The 14,954-nt window shown below is 61.6% G+C and carries 12 protein-coding genes; 6 read left to right on the top strand and 6 right to left on the bottom strand.

Translation table 11 applies throughout. The annotated features are described in order from the left end of the window. Positions 1 to 105 precede the first annotated feature (105 nt). A complete protein-coding gene (locus tag HX613_RS11040) occupies positions 106 to 783 on the top strand; it encodes an HAD family hydrolase (protein WP_235345370.1) in 678 nt (225 codons plus the stop codon). A gap of 235 nt (positions 784 to 1,018) precedes the next feature. Further along, positions 1,019 to 3,142, top strand: a complete 2,124-nt coding sequence (locus tag HX613_RS22670) for an HNH endonuclease signature motif containing protein (protein WP_235345371.1) — start codon at positions 1,019 to 1,021, stop codon at positions 3,140 to 3,142. 117 nt (positions 3,143 to 3,259) lie between these two features. Here HX613_RS22670 and HX613_RS11050 read toward each other — a convergent pair whose 3' ends face one another. Further along, positions 3,260 to 4,855 (bottom strand): nucleobase:cation symporter-2 family protein, encoded by a 1,596-nt coding sequence (locus tag HX613_RS11050; RefSeq protein ID WP_235345372.1) that lies wholly within the window; start codon positions 4,853 to 4,855, stop codon positions 3,260 to 3,262. 471 nt (positions 4,856 to 5,326) lie between these two features. On the opposite strand from HX613_RS11050, the gene HX613_RS11055 reads away from it, so the two are divergent. After that, positions 5,327 to 6,802: an 8-oxoguanine deaminase gene (locus HX613_RS11055; protein ID WP_268826756.1), complete on the top strand. Its 1,476-nt coding sequence runs from the start codon at positions 5,327 to 5,329 to the stop codon at positions 6,800 to 6,802. Positions 6,803 to 6,869: 67 nt separating this feature from the next. Here HX613_RS11055 and HX613_RS11060 read toward each other — a convergent pair whose 3' ends face one another. Further along, positions 6,870 to 7,355: a hypothetical protein gene (locus HX613_RS11060; RefSeq protein ID WP_235345373.1), complete on the bottom strand. Its 486-nt coding sequence runs from the start codon at positions 7,353 to 7,355 to the stop codon at positions 6,870 to 6,872. Between the two features lie 145 nt (positions 7,356 to 7,500). Between HX613_RS11060 and HX613_RS11065 the strand changes: the two genes are divergently transcribed. The 3 genes from HX613_RS11065 (at position 7,501) to HX613_RS11075 (ending at position 10,837) form a co-directional block, all read left to right on the top strand. Next, positions 7,501 to 7,950: a DUF2871 domain-containing protein gene (locus HX613_RS11065; protein WP_235343914.1), complete on the top strand. Its 450-nt coding sequence runs from the start codon at positions 7,501 to 7,503 to the stop codon at positions 7,948 to 7,950. A 225-nt stretch (positions 7,951 to 8,175) separates the two neighbouring features. Further along, a complete protein-coding gene (locus tag HX613_RS11070; protein WP_235343915.1) occupies positions 8,176 to 8,946 on the top strand; it encodes a type 1 glutamine amidotransferase in 771 nt (256 codons plus the stop codon). A 160-nt stretch (positions 8,947 to 9,106) separates the two neighbouring features. Continuing rightward, entirely contained in the window at positions 9,107 to 10,837 is a 1,731-nt protein-coding gene (locus HX613_RS11075) for an alanine/glycine:cation symporter family protein (RefSeq protein WP_235343916.1), read from the top strand. Between the two features lie 148 nt (positions 10,838 to 10,985). On the opposite strand, the gene HX613_RS11080 is transcribed toward HX613_RS11075, so the two are convergent. From HX613_RS11080 to HX613_RS11095, 4 genes are all read right to left on the bottom strand, one after another. Further along, complete coding sequence (locus HX613_RS11080) at positions 10,986 to 11,831, bottom strand: hypothetical protein (protein WP_235343917.1); 846 nt, start codon at positions 11,829 to 11,831, stop codon at positions 10,986 to 10,988. Next, positions 11,828 to 12,493, bottom strand: a complete 666-nt coding sequence (locus HX613_RS11085; RefSeq protein WP_235343918.1) for a DUF6114 domain-containing protein — start codon at positions 12,491 to 12,493, stop codon at positions 11,828 to 11,830. The genes HX613_RS11080 and HX613_RS11085 overlap by 4 nt, the downstream gene beginning before the upstream one ends. Next, a complete protein-coding gene (locus HX613_RS11090; protein WP_235343908.1) occupies positions 12,493 to 13,110 on the bottom strand; it encodes a DUF6230 family protein in 618 nt (205 codons plus the stop codon). Before HX613_RS11090 ends, HX613_RS11085 begins: the two co-directional genes overlap by 1 nt. 261 nt (positions 13,111 to 13,371) lie before the next feature. Further along, the coding region (locus tag HX613_RS11095; RefSeq protein ID WP_235345374.1) for an AbgT family transporter at positions 13,372 to 14,954 on the bottom strand (1,583 nt) is incomplete at its 5' end.

Here is a 14,954-nt window from a genome sequence, read left to right on the forward strand (position 1 = left end):
CGGGGCTGGAAGCAGCCCGCGCCCAAGGCCGGGGGCAGTCGAGGGGTCGGGGGTAGTCGAGGGGTCGGGGGTAGTCGAGTCAGCACCGGATGGCAGAATCGGAGTATGAATCCGAGCCCGAAGTATGCTGCTGTGCTGTTCGACTGCGACGGGGTGCTCGTCGATTCTGAGCGCCTCACGAACACTGTTCTCTGGGAAATGCTCAATGAGCTGGGATGGCAGATCTCGCGAGAGGAATGTGTGTCCCGGTTCGTCGGGAAGATGCTCCGCGACGAGGTGGATGTCATCGAGGAGCATTCCGGTTTCCGTATCGACGCTGAGTGGCTGAGTGTGTTCCGTGGACGTCGCAATGATGCTCTCGAAGCTTCATTGGAAGCAATACCGGGAGTCGCCGAGGCGGTCCGTGCCCTTGATGCGGCTTACCCCGGTCGGCTCGCGGTCGCGTCGAGCGCTGACCGCCCCAAGATCAACCTGCAGCTGCAGAAGATCGGGCTCTTCGACGTCTTCGACGGTCGGATCTTCTCCGGAATGGAGCTGCCTCAGTCGAAGCCGGCGCCGGACGTGTATCTGGCGGCCGCTGACGCTCTCGGCGTCGATCCTGTGGAGACAGCAGTGATCGAGGATTCGCCGACCGGTGTGACAGCGGGCGTTGCGGCTGGCGCACACGTGTTCGGCTTCTGCCCCGACTCGCCAGTCCATCAGAGACCCGAGGCCCTCGAACGCGTGGGAGCCCATGAGATCTTCACCGCGATGGAGCAGCTGCCGGGCCTGCTCTTGCGCTGAGATGTGCTCAGAAGCGCGCGGGATTCCCCGGACCGCGGTGTGAGGTGGTTGGCCGGTTGAGGGTGAGCAGGTGGTGGTTGAAAAATGCCTCTCTATTACGTCCATTATGACTTCATCATCGAATAAAGATCGAACTAACCTATCGCTTGTTATCGAATTGTGATGTTAATCACTGACGATCACGACTAGAATTGAGGTAGGCACTCACATCGACGTGAAGATCAGGTGACCACCAGTGAAGTTCCCCTCCGAATCCGACAGCACCGGTTCCGAACCTGCCCGTGACTCCGATGGAACCTCTCATTCCACTGAGAAGCCTCAACCCAATGCCACTTCAAACTCCAATGGGCCCGCTTCGGGCGACGCGACTGGTCCGGCTTCTCCCGCTGATGCTGGCGCTGGCGCTGGCGCTGGCGCCGATACAGGTGCCGATGCTCGCGGAGCGGCCCGCGGACCGACACATTTCTCTCGGCGCCTCCGCATTGATGCGGATTCACCTTTTGCTGACGCTGCGAAAGTATTCGCCGCGAGTGATCAGGCGCAGCTATCGGCACTGGACGTCTCTGCTGAACTCTTCTTCAACGAAACCGTAGAGAATCTGCGCCTCTACAATCCTCATCCTGGGCAGCCATATGCTCACGCGACGATCGCCGAAACCGTTCGCCGGTTCCAGCGTGACCGCCGCTCTTCCGGAGCTGCGAAGTCCAAGACCCCCAAGAGGGGCAAGGACCCCGATAGAGGCAAAAAGGAACTCCCGTCCTTTCCTCGATTCAGGCTGGACCAGACCTTCTACGGCTGGGTGCACGAACTCTCCCAGGCCGAAGACATCGCGGAGTTCACAACAGTCCTGGGGACGACGACCGCGCGGGCGTATTCCCAGATAACCTCGGCGATGATTCTCTTGCATGGGCTGCCCAAATTCTTTGCGCGCTGCCTCGCCGGTGAGTTCACGATCGAACACGTCCATGCCACCGCTCATGCTTGCAGGGACATCAAGTTCGAGAACCTTCCCCTCATCGACGACTACCTTGCGGATCGTCGCGCGGACATCACGCTCGAAACCTTCAAGAAGTCTTTGGGCATGAAGATCGCAGTCGTCGAACCTCTCGAGGAGCGTGTGGAAGAGGCGAGCAAGCGCCGACGTGTCGATATAACGACGACCGCCGATGGAACGGCGTTCCTCACCTTGGCTGGACCAGCGCCCGAACTGCAGGCCTGCTATCTGCGTATAGGGGCCTTTGCACGAGCGATACGGTCCGGGAGCATCGCGGCTTTCAGTGACCAGTTGGCGCCGGGCACCGAGATCGACGATGACCGGGGAATTGACGCACTCATGTTCGACATTCTCACGCGAACCATCCCGCAGCTCAGCATTCAGGTCACTGCGACCGATACGACGACGGGGGAGACGTCAACACATGACATTCCTCTCGATGTGCCCGCTGAGCAGCCGCTGACCCCGGCTTCTGTCATCAACAATGTGAACGAACGCATCGCCGAGGCTGGGGCCGCCAGCGCCACCGCCAGCGCCGCCACCGTCAGCGGATCGAGTTCGGAAGCCAACGAAGAGGCGAACAGAGTGGAAGTCGTTCTCACGATGCCCACTCACGAGCAGTGGCTGGGCTCGCAGGCCAAGATGATCACCACAGTCCCCTTCCTCACACTCGCTGGCTCCTCAGAACTTCCTGGCACGTTCTCCGACGGCTCTCCGATCCCAGCAGATACGGCGCGTCGAGTCGCCAGACATGCGAAGTCCTGGACGCGGATTCTCACAGACCCTGCCAGCGGCACACCGGTCGATGCCAAGGCTACGACCTACCAAATACCCGAGAATGTCCGTCAGACCTTGATTGCCAAATGGCAGGCATGCACGATTCCCGGTTGCACACGCAGGGCAGAGACCACAGAGATCGACCACATCGTGCCCTTCGACCATGCTCATCCGGCAGAAGGCGGGCATACCCGATTCGGCAATCTCCACCCGCTGTGCAAACTGCATCATCAGGCGAAAACTGATCGCAAATACTCAGTTCGGATGAACCGCACCGGATTCCTGCAGTACGTCTTTCGACACGGAATGAGAACCGAGGTGGCGGCTGGAGACCATCCGATCAATGCCGCCCACGCGAAGATGTTCTTTGAGATGCAGCAACAGGCTGCGCGCACATCTGATCCACCGAAGACGAAAACACGTGCGGCAGATGAGCCGTGGCATGGCGACAAGCGAATATCTCAAGAATGTCCGGGGCCACCCGCTGCCGACGGTCAGGCCGGGTGGGTGAAGAACAACTCAATGCTCAACGACCGCGCGAAGGAAGACGAATGGATCTGGGACGCCGGTGGTCCACCGCCATTCTGAACTTCCGATTCCAGTAGAAAGCCGTCGGAGGTGGGCGCGTATGCACCACCACCGACGGCTGGAACTGAGTGTCTAGGCGGAATCTCCGGACGGAACTGCCTGTTCAGCCAGAGAGCGTCAGTCTTCGGTCTCTCTGATCACTCGACGTATATCGTCTTGAGTCTGCGCTTCGCCCTTCTTGATCGCCTCCACAACCTTTTCGTGCTGCTGCTCCGAGACGACAGGAACTTCTTCGCCGTTGCAGTCGACGATCTTCCCATCCTTGACTGTGTCGCCCTCGGCGAGCAGCGCCTCATGATTGATGAGTCGCTCGAGCTCGTCCCTGCGGATGACTCGGCCGGTGCCTGCGACAAACACCGAACGTTCGGTGCGGTCCTTGTTCTTCACGCCGATGTGGTTGAAGACCAGGTTGAGCAGCACGGCCATGAGAGTGGCCGAGGAGATTCCCGAGTGGAGGATGATTCCGACCCACGAGGGGAAGGAGTTGTAGAAGTCGGGCTGGACGACCGGGATGATGCCGAACGCCAAGGACACTGCCACCAGGATCATGTTGAGGTTGCCCTCGTACTCGACCTTCGACAGGGTGCGAATGCCCGAGGCAGCCACGGTGCCGAAGAGGACGATGCCTGCGCCGCCGAGGACGGGGGAGGGGATCGCGGCAACGACTCCTCCCATGACAGGCAGCAGGCCGAGGACGACGAGAATGACACCGCCGGCGGTAACTACGAAACGAGACTTCACCCCGGTGATCGCCACAAGTCCGACGTTCTGGGCGAAGGCGGACTGGGTGAAGGAGTTGAAGATCGGTGACACTGCCGAGGACAGCATGTCCGCGCGCAGGCCATTGGAGATCCGCTTGGAGTCGACCTTGGTCTTGACGATTTCGCCCACCGCGATGATGTCGGCAGTGGTCTCTGCGAAGGTGACGATGATGACGATGAACATCGAGATGATCGCCGCAGCAGAGAAGGTCGGCATTCCGAAGGCAAACGGTTCGGGGAACGCGAACACGCCCCGATCGAGCACGTGAGAGAAATCGGCCCAGCCGAAGATGAGGCAGATGACAGTTCCGACCACGATTGCCAAAAGGATGGATAGGCGGGAGATCGCGGCAACGGGGATTCGGCTGAGTATGAGGACGACGGCAAGGGTACCGACAGCGATGAGGATATTGCGACCGCTGCCGTAATCGGGTGCCTCTGCGTTTCCGCCCATGGCCCAACCAGCGGCCACCGGCATGAGGGACAAGCCGATCGTCGTGATGACGGTGCCGGTGACGACGGGTGGGAAGAACTTCACAATGAGCGCGAAACCTGGAGCGACGATGAGGCCGATCACCGAGGCGACCAGGACAGCGCCGAAGACCTCCGGAAGCCCTTCACCTCCCGCGAGGATCGAGGTCATGGTGGCGACGCCGGCAAATGACACTCCCTGCACCAGCGGCAGTTGTGAGCCGAAGAACGGAACGCCGAACGACTGCAGAATCGTGGCCAATCCGCCCACGAACAGGCATGATGCGATCAGCACGCTGATTCCGGCACCATCGAGTCCGGCGGCCTTGCCGATGATGAGGGGGACGGCGATGATGCCGCCGTACATGGTCAGAACGTGCTGAAGACCGTAGGCAAATGAGGTGCCGACCGGAAGCCGTTCATCCTCCGGACGGGCCGCTTCGGCCCGGGAATTCTTGGGTGCCTGCTTTGATGTCGACATCTATCTCTCCGTTGAGTTCTTCCCTGAGTAACAGCCTCGGGGCCCTCGCTTGGATAAGCGATTCGGGTGGTCGACTGAATGTGAGGGATCCGTTTGAATACTTCCAAGATGTGAAAGTATATTTCCTTATCGCAAAATGCTAGGTGAATGGTGAAAGGATGGCAAACTCATTTCGTGATCTGCCGCACATGCTAGAGTGCAGTCTTGCCGGTGGATGCCTCGGAGGACAAATAAGTCCCACCTGAGGTGCAGCACCTGGAGCTAGGCGGTAGAGCCTGGAGCTAGGGGACAGAGCGCGGTATCACCTCGAGTGCAGAACTCACTCGCGGACCTGCGTCCCGTACACCTCCACCGGACGGCGGAGCAGCAGACGCCGAGAAACCTGAGCTGGCGGCGATTCGCCCCCAGTCGTGTCGCCGCACAACGGTCGATGTGATGATTCGGCCGAATCAGCACTGAAAGGCGGCAGATATGACCACAGGAATCGAATCCCCAATACCCAGTACGACTGCAGCCAGCACCCGAACAGCCGGCACCCCGACGGCTGGCACTGCGAATGGCTCCACTCTGTGGCTGCGCAATCCCATGGCCGTCCACCTCGGCCGCGACACCGATCCGGCGCAAGCTTCCGGCGGAATCGTCGTCCATAGGCAGTCCGGGCTGATCGTCGAACTTGTTCCTGCAGGTGGTGAGCCCACCGGAGGGGCACAGTCCGTCGCCGAGGTGGTCGATGCGAGCGCGCACGTCATCACTCCGGGGCTCATCAACACCCATCATCACTTCTACCAGACCCTGACACGTGCGTGGGCTCCCGTAGCGGACCTGCCACTCTTCGGGTGGCTGACCAATCTCTACCCCGTGTGGGCTCGGCTGACGCCGAAGGCTCTTGAGCTGGCCACTACTGTGGCCATGGCCGAACTCCTCGAGTCCGGGTGCACGACAGCCGCCGACCACCACTACCTGTTCCCCACCGGCATGGGCGATGCGATCGATATCCAGGTCGAGGTGACCCGGAAGCTCGGCATGCGCGCCATGCTCACCCGCGGATCCATGTCCCTGGGCGAAAAGGACGGCGGGCTGCCGCCGCAGCAGACCGTCCAGGATGCCGACGTGATCCTCGCCGACTCCCGTCGCCTCGTCGAGGCCTATCACGAACGAGGCGCCGGGGCGCAGGTGCAGATCGGATTCGCTCCCTGCTCGCCCTTCTCCGTGACCACCGAACTCATGCGCGACAGTGCGATACTCGCCGAAGAGCTCGACGTCCGACTCCACACCCACCTTGCAGAGACCCTCGACGAGGAGGAGTTCTGCCGGGAACGATTCGGGCTGCGCACCGTCGACTATCTCGAGTCCGTGGGGTGGCTGAGTGACCGATCGTGGCTGGCCCACGGAGTCCACTTCGATACGGATGAGATCACCCGCCTCGGCGAGGCAGGTGCCTCCGTGGCGCACTGCCCGACGTCGAACATGCGCCTGGCCTCGGGCATCGCTCGGGCTGTCGAGCTCGAAGACGCCGGCGTCAACGTTGGTCTCGGTGTCGACGGATCGGCATCGAACGATGCCTCGAACCTCATCCGTGAAGTCCGACAGGCACTCTACATCCAGCGCCTGCGCTACGGCTCGGTTGACGTCACCTGCGCTCGTGTGCTCGACTGGGCCACTCGCGGATCCGCGGCGGCCCTGGGGCGTGAAGACATCGGACGCATCAAGGTCGGCAAGCAGGCGGATCTGGCGATGTTCCGCCTCGACGGTCTCGCCTTCTCCGGCTCACACGATCCGATTCCTGCCCTCGTCCTCTGCGGAGCGGAGAAGGCGGACAGAGTCATGGTCGCCGGTCAATGGCGAGTACTCGACGGCAACGCGGTCGGCAGCAACGGGGTACAGCTGGATAAGGAAGCGCTCATCGCGGCCCACCAGGAGGAGGCTCGCAAGCTCGTGGCCGGCTGAGACCCAGCCCACGGGCCGCTCTCAGCCCAGCCCGCCCCCAGCCCACGTGCCCAGCCCACCCACAACCTCAGCTCTCGGGCTTGCGGAACACCTCGCGCATATGATCGCTGGTGAGGAAATCACCGACACCGATCATGATGAGGCTGAAGACGATCTGCTCAGTGATCATCCAGACCGGATAGAGGCCGGGGATGGCCGCCATGACGAGGGTGATCACCGGGAAGATCTGGGCGAAGAGGCGCAGTCGCTGGTAGCCCCAGTAGTAGCCCTTCGTCGAGCGCCAGAAGAAGTAGAACAGGGTGGCGGTCATTCCGAGAACGACGACGGTACGCATCCAGACTGCGAACGGCACGGGTTCGCCCGCGCGGGCGATGATGACAGCGAAGACGACGGCACCGACGCCGAGGACCAGCTCGAAGGCGAGCAGTCCTGTGATCCACGCGAACGCGCGCTTCGTCTTCGGGTGGGCGAGCCCTTCGGCAGGAACGATGAGTCCTGCTTTGCTGCCACCCGCGATGCGGTCGATCTTTGCGAACAGATTCTCCATGGACATGCTTTCAGGCTAACCGTGACTGGGCCGGATTTCCTGCGAAGTGGGGAAGTTTGAGGGTGTGAGGAGGAACATCAATCAAAAGTTGGGAGAAGAGTTCAATCCTCTGGGTCAGGATTCGAATGCCGGATCTTGATGAAGTAGAAGCATGAAGAAGATATTCAACGCGGCATTCGCATACATGATCATCGGCGTCCTCTCCGGCCTGTTCTACCGGGAGTTCACCAAGGCCAACGATTTCCCAGAAGGAGGCTTCACCCAGCTCAGCCTCGTCCACACCCACCTGCTCACGCTCGGCTTCATCGTCCTGCTCATCGTCCTCGTCCTCGACAAGGTCTTCGGCCTGTCAGGCACCAAGCTGTTCTCCTGGTTCTTCTGGACCTACAACGCTGGCATCATCCTCACCACAGGCACCATGGTCTGGCACGGCATGCTCACCGTCCTCGGCCAGGAGTCCAGCGCCATGATCGCCGGCATCGCCGGACTCGGACACATCGCGCTCTCCGTCGGCATGGTTCTGCTCTTCCTGTCACTGCGCAAAGCCATCGTCGCCGACAAGGCCGTCACCACGTCCACAGCTCGGTCGATCGACGGCTGACCACCGCTCGGATCGCAGCTCAGATCTCAATTCGGAATAATCACTCAAACACCGCCGCCGAGGTGGTGCCGGGGTCCGTGCTCAACGACGTCATCGTTGAGCACGGACCCTGCTTCGTCTGCCTATCTGTCACGTTGTGGGCCTCACTGTTCTGTCGGCCTCAACGCAGTGTCGCATCAGAGACCTTGTCGACGGCGCCGGTTCGCATCGGTGACAATGGTCGGCATGAGCGCAGTGAGAATCCTGGTCATCGAACATGAGTGCGGCACAGGTCCGAAGAGGTTCGGCGAGTGGCTGACCGAAGCTGGCGCTGAGGTGGTTGTCGTTCGTCCCTACCTCGGCGATGAGATTCCTTCCGCTCTCGACGGCTCCGCTGAGCTTGTCGGCTCTGCTGAGCGTGCTGGCTCCGCTGATATTGACAGCTATGCCGCTCTTCTCGTCCTCGGCGGGTCTGCCGGGCCGCTCGAGGACGCCGTCAATCCATGGCTGCCCCAGGTCAGGGACCTGTTGCAGCGATCGGCGGCGGGGGAGTTCCCGAGCTTCAACATCTGCCTCGGCGGGGAGCTCCTGGCCGCGGCCACCTCGGCGAAGATCATCCGCCGGGAACACCCGCAGATCGGGATCTACGATCTGCACACCACCTCGGCGGGGGAGGAGGATCCAGTGTTCTGCGCCATTGCAGGGGAGACATTTCCGGCGGTCCTCTTCCACCAGGAGGAGATGGAGCTGCCAGACGGCGGTGAACTCCTGGTCACCGGGTCCGATGCTCCGATCCAGGGTTACCGGGTCGGGGAATTCGCGTGGGGGACACAGTTCCATCCCGAATCCGACGCCGCGCAGGTTCAGCAGTGGCTGAGCTCGGACCCGTTACGGCTGCCCGAGGGCAAAACCAATGAGTCCATCACGACGGAGGCAGCCGAGGCGGACGCCGATCTGATCCGGATCAATCAGGCACTTGCACACAGCTTCGTTCACTTCCTGCGGGGACGGCCGTGAATTGTGGAAGAGCGCGGTGATTTCTGAAACGGCACGGTGGCCCCAGGCATCGTTGAAAGCTGAATATTAGCTGACAGCTTGCGGCGTTCTTGCTAGGTTGTCTTCAGGCGCCGGTGCCGGACCGATCCTCCGGACGAATCGCTAGCAAGCGCCCGTGAGAATGAATCCCATAATTGAAAATTCTGGCCAGATCCACGACATCGCAGTCCTGGATTCCACCCCGATCAGTGCAGATCGGATGACCGCAGCTTCCCAAGCTGTCGATGTTTCGGCAGCCGCAGACATCATCGCTGCTTCAGGCGTCGACCAGGCGATCGAATCGTTCTTCGGTCCGATTGCGCAGGCCTTCAGCAACATCGTCTTCTTCGAGCTCACGATCGGCGACCTAGCCATTCCGCTCATCGTCGTCTGGCTCATGGCCGCCGCCGTCTTCCTCACCGTCTATCTGAGATTTCAGCCGGTCACAGGGTTGAAGTACTCGGTCGGAATCATCCGCGGACGCTTCACCCGCAAGACCGACCCCGGTCAGGTATCGAGCTTCCAGGCGCTCGCCACAGAGCTCTCGGGCACGGTGGGCCTGGGCAATATCGCCGGTGTGGCCGTCGCCATCACCATCGGCGGGCCCGGGGCCGCTCTGTGGATCATCATCTTCGGCTTCTTCGCCATGACCGTGAAGATGGCCGAGGCGACTCTGGGCGTGAAGTACCGAAAGGTCCATGCCGACGGGACAGTCTCCGGCGGCCCCATGTACTACCTGCGTGACGGGCTGGCCGAGATCGGCCGCCCCAAGTTGGGCAAGTTCCTCGCGGTCTTCTACGCTGCCACCACCGTCATCGGCGTGATCGGAGCGGGCAACCTGTTCCAGGCCAACCAGGCCGCCTCGATCCTCGTCAAGGCCACCGGTGGTGAGGGCAGCTTCCTCGACGGAAAATCGTGGCTCATCGGTGTTGTGTTCGCAGCGCTGACCGCATTGGTCATACTCGGCGGAATCAAGAAGATCGGGCAGTGGACCTCGAAACTCACCCCGATGATGGCGATCCTCTACTTCCTCAGCGTCCTCGTCATCCTCATCATGAATGCCAGCGAGATCCCGCACGCATTCGTGCTGATGTTCACCGGGGCATTCAGCCCCGACGGTGTCGCCGGCGGAATCATCGGCGTCGCCATCGTCGGCATCCAGCGTGCCCTGTTCTCAAACGCGGCAGGCGTCGGCTCGGCCGGTATGGCCCATGCCGCATCGAAGACGACGAAGCCGGCAACCGAGGGTTTCGTGGCGATGTGGGAACCGCTCATCGACTCCGTCATCATCTGCACCCTGACCTCCCTGGCCATCATCACCACCGGGCTCTACGGGTCGACGTCCGAAGACGGAATCGGGCTGACCTCCGAAGCCTTCGCGAGCGTCGCCGGATGGTTCCCGTTCCTGCTCACGATCTGCGTCGTCCTCTTCGCGTTCTCGACGATCCTCGCCTACGGGTACTACGGTCAACAGGCCCTGGGGTATCTGACGGGGAACTCGAAGAAGGCCGACAAGGCATATCAGGTCTTCTGGATCCTGGCCGTCATCGTCGGTGCCTCAATGTCGCTGGAGTCCGTCATCGCGTTCTCCGACGCGATCTTCTTCCTCATGGCCTTCCCCAACCTGCTGGGGCTCTACTTCCTGTCCCGGATCCTGCGCCTTGAGATTCTGCGGCTGCGCAAGCGCATCGACGTCGGCATCATGCGTGAGATCACACCCGCCGAGCTGCAGGTCGGCATGGGTGATCATGAGCCGACGATGGAGCAGATCAGAGCCGCGGAGGCGGGCCGTCGTCGTAAGCGCGACAAGCTGCGTGAGGTGCGGGATTCGCTGAAAGCCAAGAAGCTGGCGCGTGCCCAGAAGGACAGCTGAAGAAGGGGGGCTGAAAAGTTCCGCGTATCCCGACACCAATATCCTCACACAGAAGAGGCCCGTCGTTTCCCAGCAGTACGCAATGCTGGGAAACGACGGGCCTCTGTTGGATGACGCGCCTGCGACGAACGAGTCGACGCGGGTGTGATCAGGCTTCCTTGAGCTCCTGGTCTGTGTTCGAGTAGTTGATCGAATCGGCTGTGGAACCGACCAATCCCATCGTGACTCGCAGGAGTCCCGGTTCGACATCGTCCATGGTCGGCGGCGTCTCGGGACCCAGGGTCAGCGAATCGCCGTTCTTCGTCGTGGCGGTGATCGAACCGATGTACACCGTGACATCGCCCTTGAGCGTCATTGTGTCAGCAGTGGTCAACAGTCCTTCCTTCTCCTCCGGCGGGCGCACCGTGAGTGAGAACCCGGAGATTGATATCTCATCGGCCTGGATCTTCAGCGTGGTGATCTTCCCGCCGTCGGCGGTCGGAACAGCTGCGAACGAGATCCCGCTGAGCCCCTTGAAGGACAGTGACTCAGACCCCATTGCCGCGGGAGTCTTCGTGAAGATCGGAGCCTTCTCATCGAGTTGCGCATCCTTCGGGAAGTCGCCGTTGAGCTCTTCATCCGACTTCTCGTCCGGGTCTTTGACTCCCAACCCACCGGGATCAGTGGGATCAGTTGACGGTTCGTCCGTCGGCGTCTCAGTCGGTTCGTCCGTAGGTGTCTCGGACGGTCCGTCTGTGGGTGTCTCCGTCGGTTCGTCCGTGGGCCCCGGCGATTCCGGGGTCTTCGGCTTCACAGGAATCTCCGGAGAGATCGGTGCCTTGGGCTTCGAGTCATCCGAACCCGGCTCAGTCGAATCCGAACTTTCGCATCCGAGCAGCGGAGTGCACAGCGGGGACGACTGAGCGGGTGCTGCCGCTGTCACTCCCACGGCCGAGGGGACGATGAGGACTGCTGCCGCCAAGAGCGACGCCGTGCGGCGGCTGGGCGCCCTCATGCAGTGCCCTCTTCACCTGCGGATTGAGTGTCTTCCCTCCGCCCGGCAGCTGGTGCCTGAGCGTCCGAGCCTTGAGCATCGGACTTCGGCGCCCGAGGTCCCATCCAGGCGACCACGAGGATCGATCCGATGGAGGACAGCAGCATGCCGAGGATGAACCCACCGAGGTTGACCCCGACGAGCGAGTAGACAGCAAGAACGAGGGCGATGATCCCGTAGAACACGTGATGCGTGGGCCTGAAGATCGCCAAGAGCCCGAGCACCACGAGGGCGATCGGAATGACCGTGGCCTGCAACCCCTCGATGCCGAACTGGATCTGCAGGTTGCCGGTGTCGAGCTGCCCGGAGAAGAAGAGCTCGATCCCCCCGAGCGCGGCCAGCACTCCGCCGATGAAGGGGCGCTGCCGACGCCAGTTCCGGAAGCGGTGACGCTTTGGGGCATCCTCACGACCAGCTCCTTCGCGCACGGCATTCTCACGACCGGCATCGTCACGACGGGATGTTGCAGCGTCGAACTCGGCCGTCTCAACGGTCGATTCGGGCTTGGCCTCCTCGCGCTCGCTGTTGCGGCGCGACCGGCGGGACAGCGCGAGCAGGCTCGTTCGCTGCTCGGCGCCCTCCTGCTTGTCGGTCTGCTGATCGTTGATTGCGGCCTCCCTCATCAGAAGCACTTCTCGGATCCGTCAGTGAGCTTCAGCTCCATGTCCTTCAGGGTGAAGACCGATGCTGTGGTGCTCCACGAGTCCTGTTTCAGGTCCTTGATCGACACCGTGTCGGAGTCCTGAGCGAAGTCACCCTTGGAACCCTTTTCCTTGGTGTTGACGTCGGATGCGTCGACGCCGATCCGAATGTTCTTGAATTCGGCGTCGCCCCTGAGCCCGGTCATGCCGATCTGCAGGTTCTTGGCCGATGCCGGCTCGCCTTTTCCGCCAGCCTTGATGAGAACGCCCGCCTTGCCCAGCGGGGTGTCCGCGACTGCAGACTGGCAGAGATTTTCGAGCGTGGCGTTGCCGATGTTGGCGGTCACGACCGAATGTTTTCCGCCCTCTGCGTCCTTGGCGAACCCGCTGTACTGGGAGAAATCTGTTCCCTCGAGCTGTGTGGAGCTGATCTTGAACTGGCTTCCCGATATGGCGAATGAAACAGGTACTGCACCCTGAGCAACCCCACCCATCAGGATGGCGGAGACAACGCCGGTAGGAATCGCTACCAAAGCGATCCGCCCCGCGTGGGATTTGCCGACCGCGCTGATGCTGCTGGCGAGCTTTGGGAACTTCATTGATCCTCCTCCGGATGCCGACAGCTATGTCAGCATCGCATGGTGACGTCTTTCGTCGCATTGTGATGTATGTTACTGCGGGGTATTACCGACGAGTATATCGGTCAAATGTGTCGAGTCAATAACTTTTTCTTCATATAGTTTCACGAGGTTCTGTTGAAAGGGCACTTGAGCTCTAGCCGGTCGGCCCGGATGCAGAACGTCTGTCCAGGGCACGGACCCGTGGCCAATGAGGTGAGTACATTACAGCCTGGGCGAAGTTCACCGCACGGGCGCGTCGGGGCCCAGTGGGATGCCCAGGCCCCACCAGAGGAAGAAGAGCAGGCTCCACATGAGCGTCATGCACACCGCCAGCGGCAGGGTGTGGGAGGCAAGGGTGCCGATGCCGGCGGACTTCTGATAACGCTGCATGAAGCCGAGGGCAAGGATGAAGTAGGGGCTCATCGGAGTGATCGCAGTCGAGCCCGAATCGGCGATGCGGAAGATCGCCTGCGAGGTCTCAGGCGGGACGTCGAGGAGCATGAGCATCGGCACGATGACCGGGGCCATGATCGCCCACATGGCCGATCCGGAAGTGATGAGGACGTTGACGACGGAGAGGACGAGCAGCACGAGGATGAAGATGACCCATGTGGGCAGTCCGAGGCCGGTGAACAGTTCCGAGCTCGACACGGAAACCAGCATGCCGATGTTCGTCCACTCGAAGTACTCGAGGAACTGCGCGATCGCGAAGAACAGGACGAGGACCGGGGCCATGGACACGATGCCCTGGCTCATGAGCTTGGGGACGTCGGCGAACTTCTCGATCGTGCCCTCACGGAACCCGTAGACCATGCCGCCGACACCGAAGAGCATGGCGATGATGAACGCGATGCCGGTCAGGAACGGTGACTCTCCGATTGGTCCGTCTCCGCGCAGGGGAGCATTGTCCGGGACCACCAGGACGACGACGAAGAGGAGCATCGCGATCACTGCGAACATCGAGTACCGCAGGGCCGAGCGTTCCCTGTCGGTGATGACGAGGTCTTCGTGCTCGGCGTCCTCGTCGGCCTCGAGGTTCTGCCGCTTCGTGAGCACGAGCTCGGTGACGATGGTGATGACGATGGCCAACAGGATTGAGCTGGCGATGTTGAAGTACCAGTTGCCGATCGGGGTGACCAGATAGTCGGGATCGATGATGTGGGCCGCCGCCGAGGTGATTCCTGCGAAGATCGCATCATTGGGTGTCGGGATCGGGCTGGCGTCATATCCCGAGGCGATCGAGGTGTACGCGACGATGACGCCGAGGACGGGGGAGCGGCCGACCGCCTTGAACACCATGCCGCCGAGTGGGACGAGGATGACGTAGGCCGCGGCCGAAGCAACGTGGGAGACCGTTCCCATGAACGCGACGGTGAAGACGATGAGGGATGCGGGCACCCGTGCGATCGAGACCTTCATCGCCGTGGAGAGGAGTCCGGTGCGCTCTGCCAGGGCCACGCCCATGATGACGACCATGATCGTGATCAGCGGTGGGAAGGACTGGTAGGCGTCGAGCGAGGTGCTCACCGCCATCGCGATCCCGTCGCCGCTGAGCAGGTTGTTCACCGGCGTCCATTCCCCGGTGCCGGGGTCGTTGACCCCGACTCCCATGACGGAGAGGACGAGGCTGAGGACGGCGAGGATTCCTGCCAGGATCCAGAACAGCCAGAAGGGGTGCGGAGTCGGTTGCCGACGTTCTCGATGACGTTGAGGAATCGGATAACGCCCGGGAGTCGTTCCTGAGTGGGTTTGTCGGTGGTGGTCGCTTCCATGGCTGGCTCCTGTTTGTCCAGGTGATGAAGGAGCCTTTGGGCACGACTCGG

Source organism: Brevibacterium sp. UCMA 11754 (genome assembly GCF_021532275.1).
Taxonomy (GTDB): Bacteria; Actinomycetota; Actinomycetes; order Actinomycetales; family Brevibacteriaceae; genus Brevibacterium.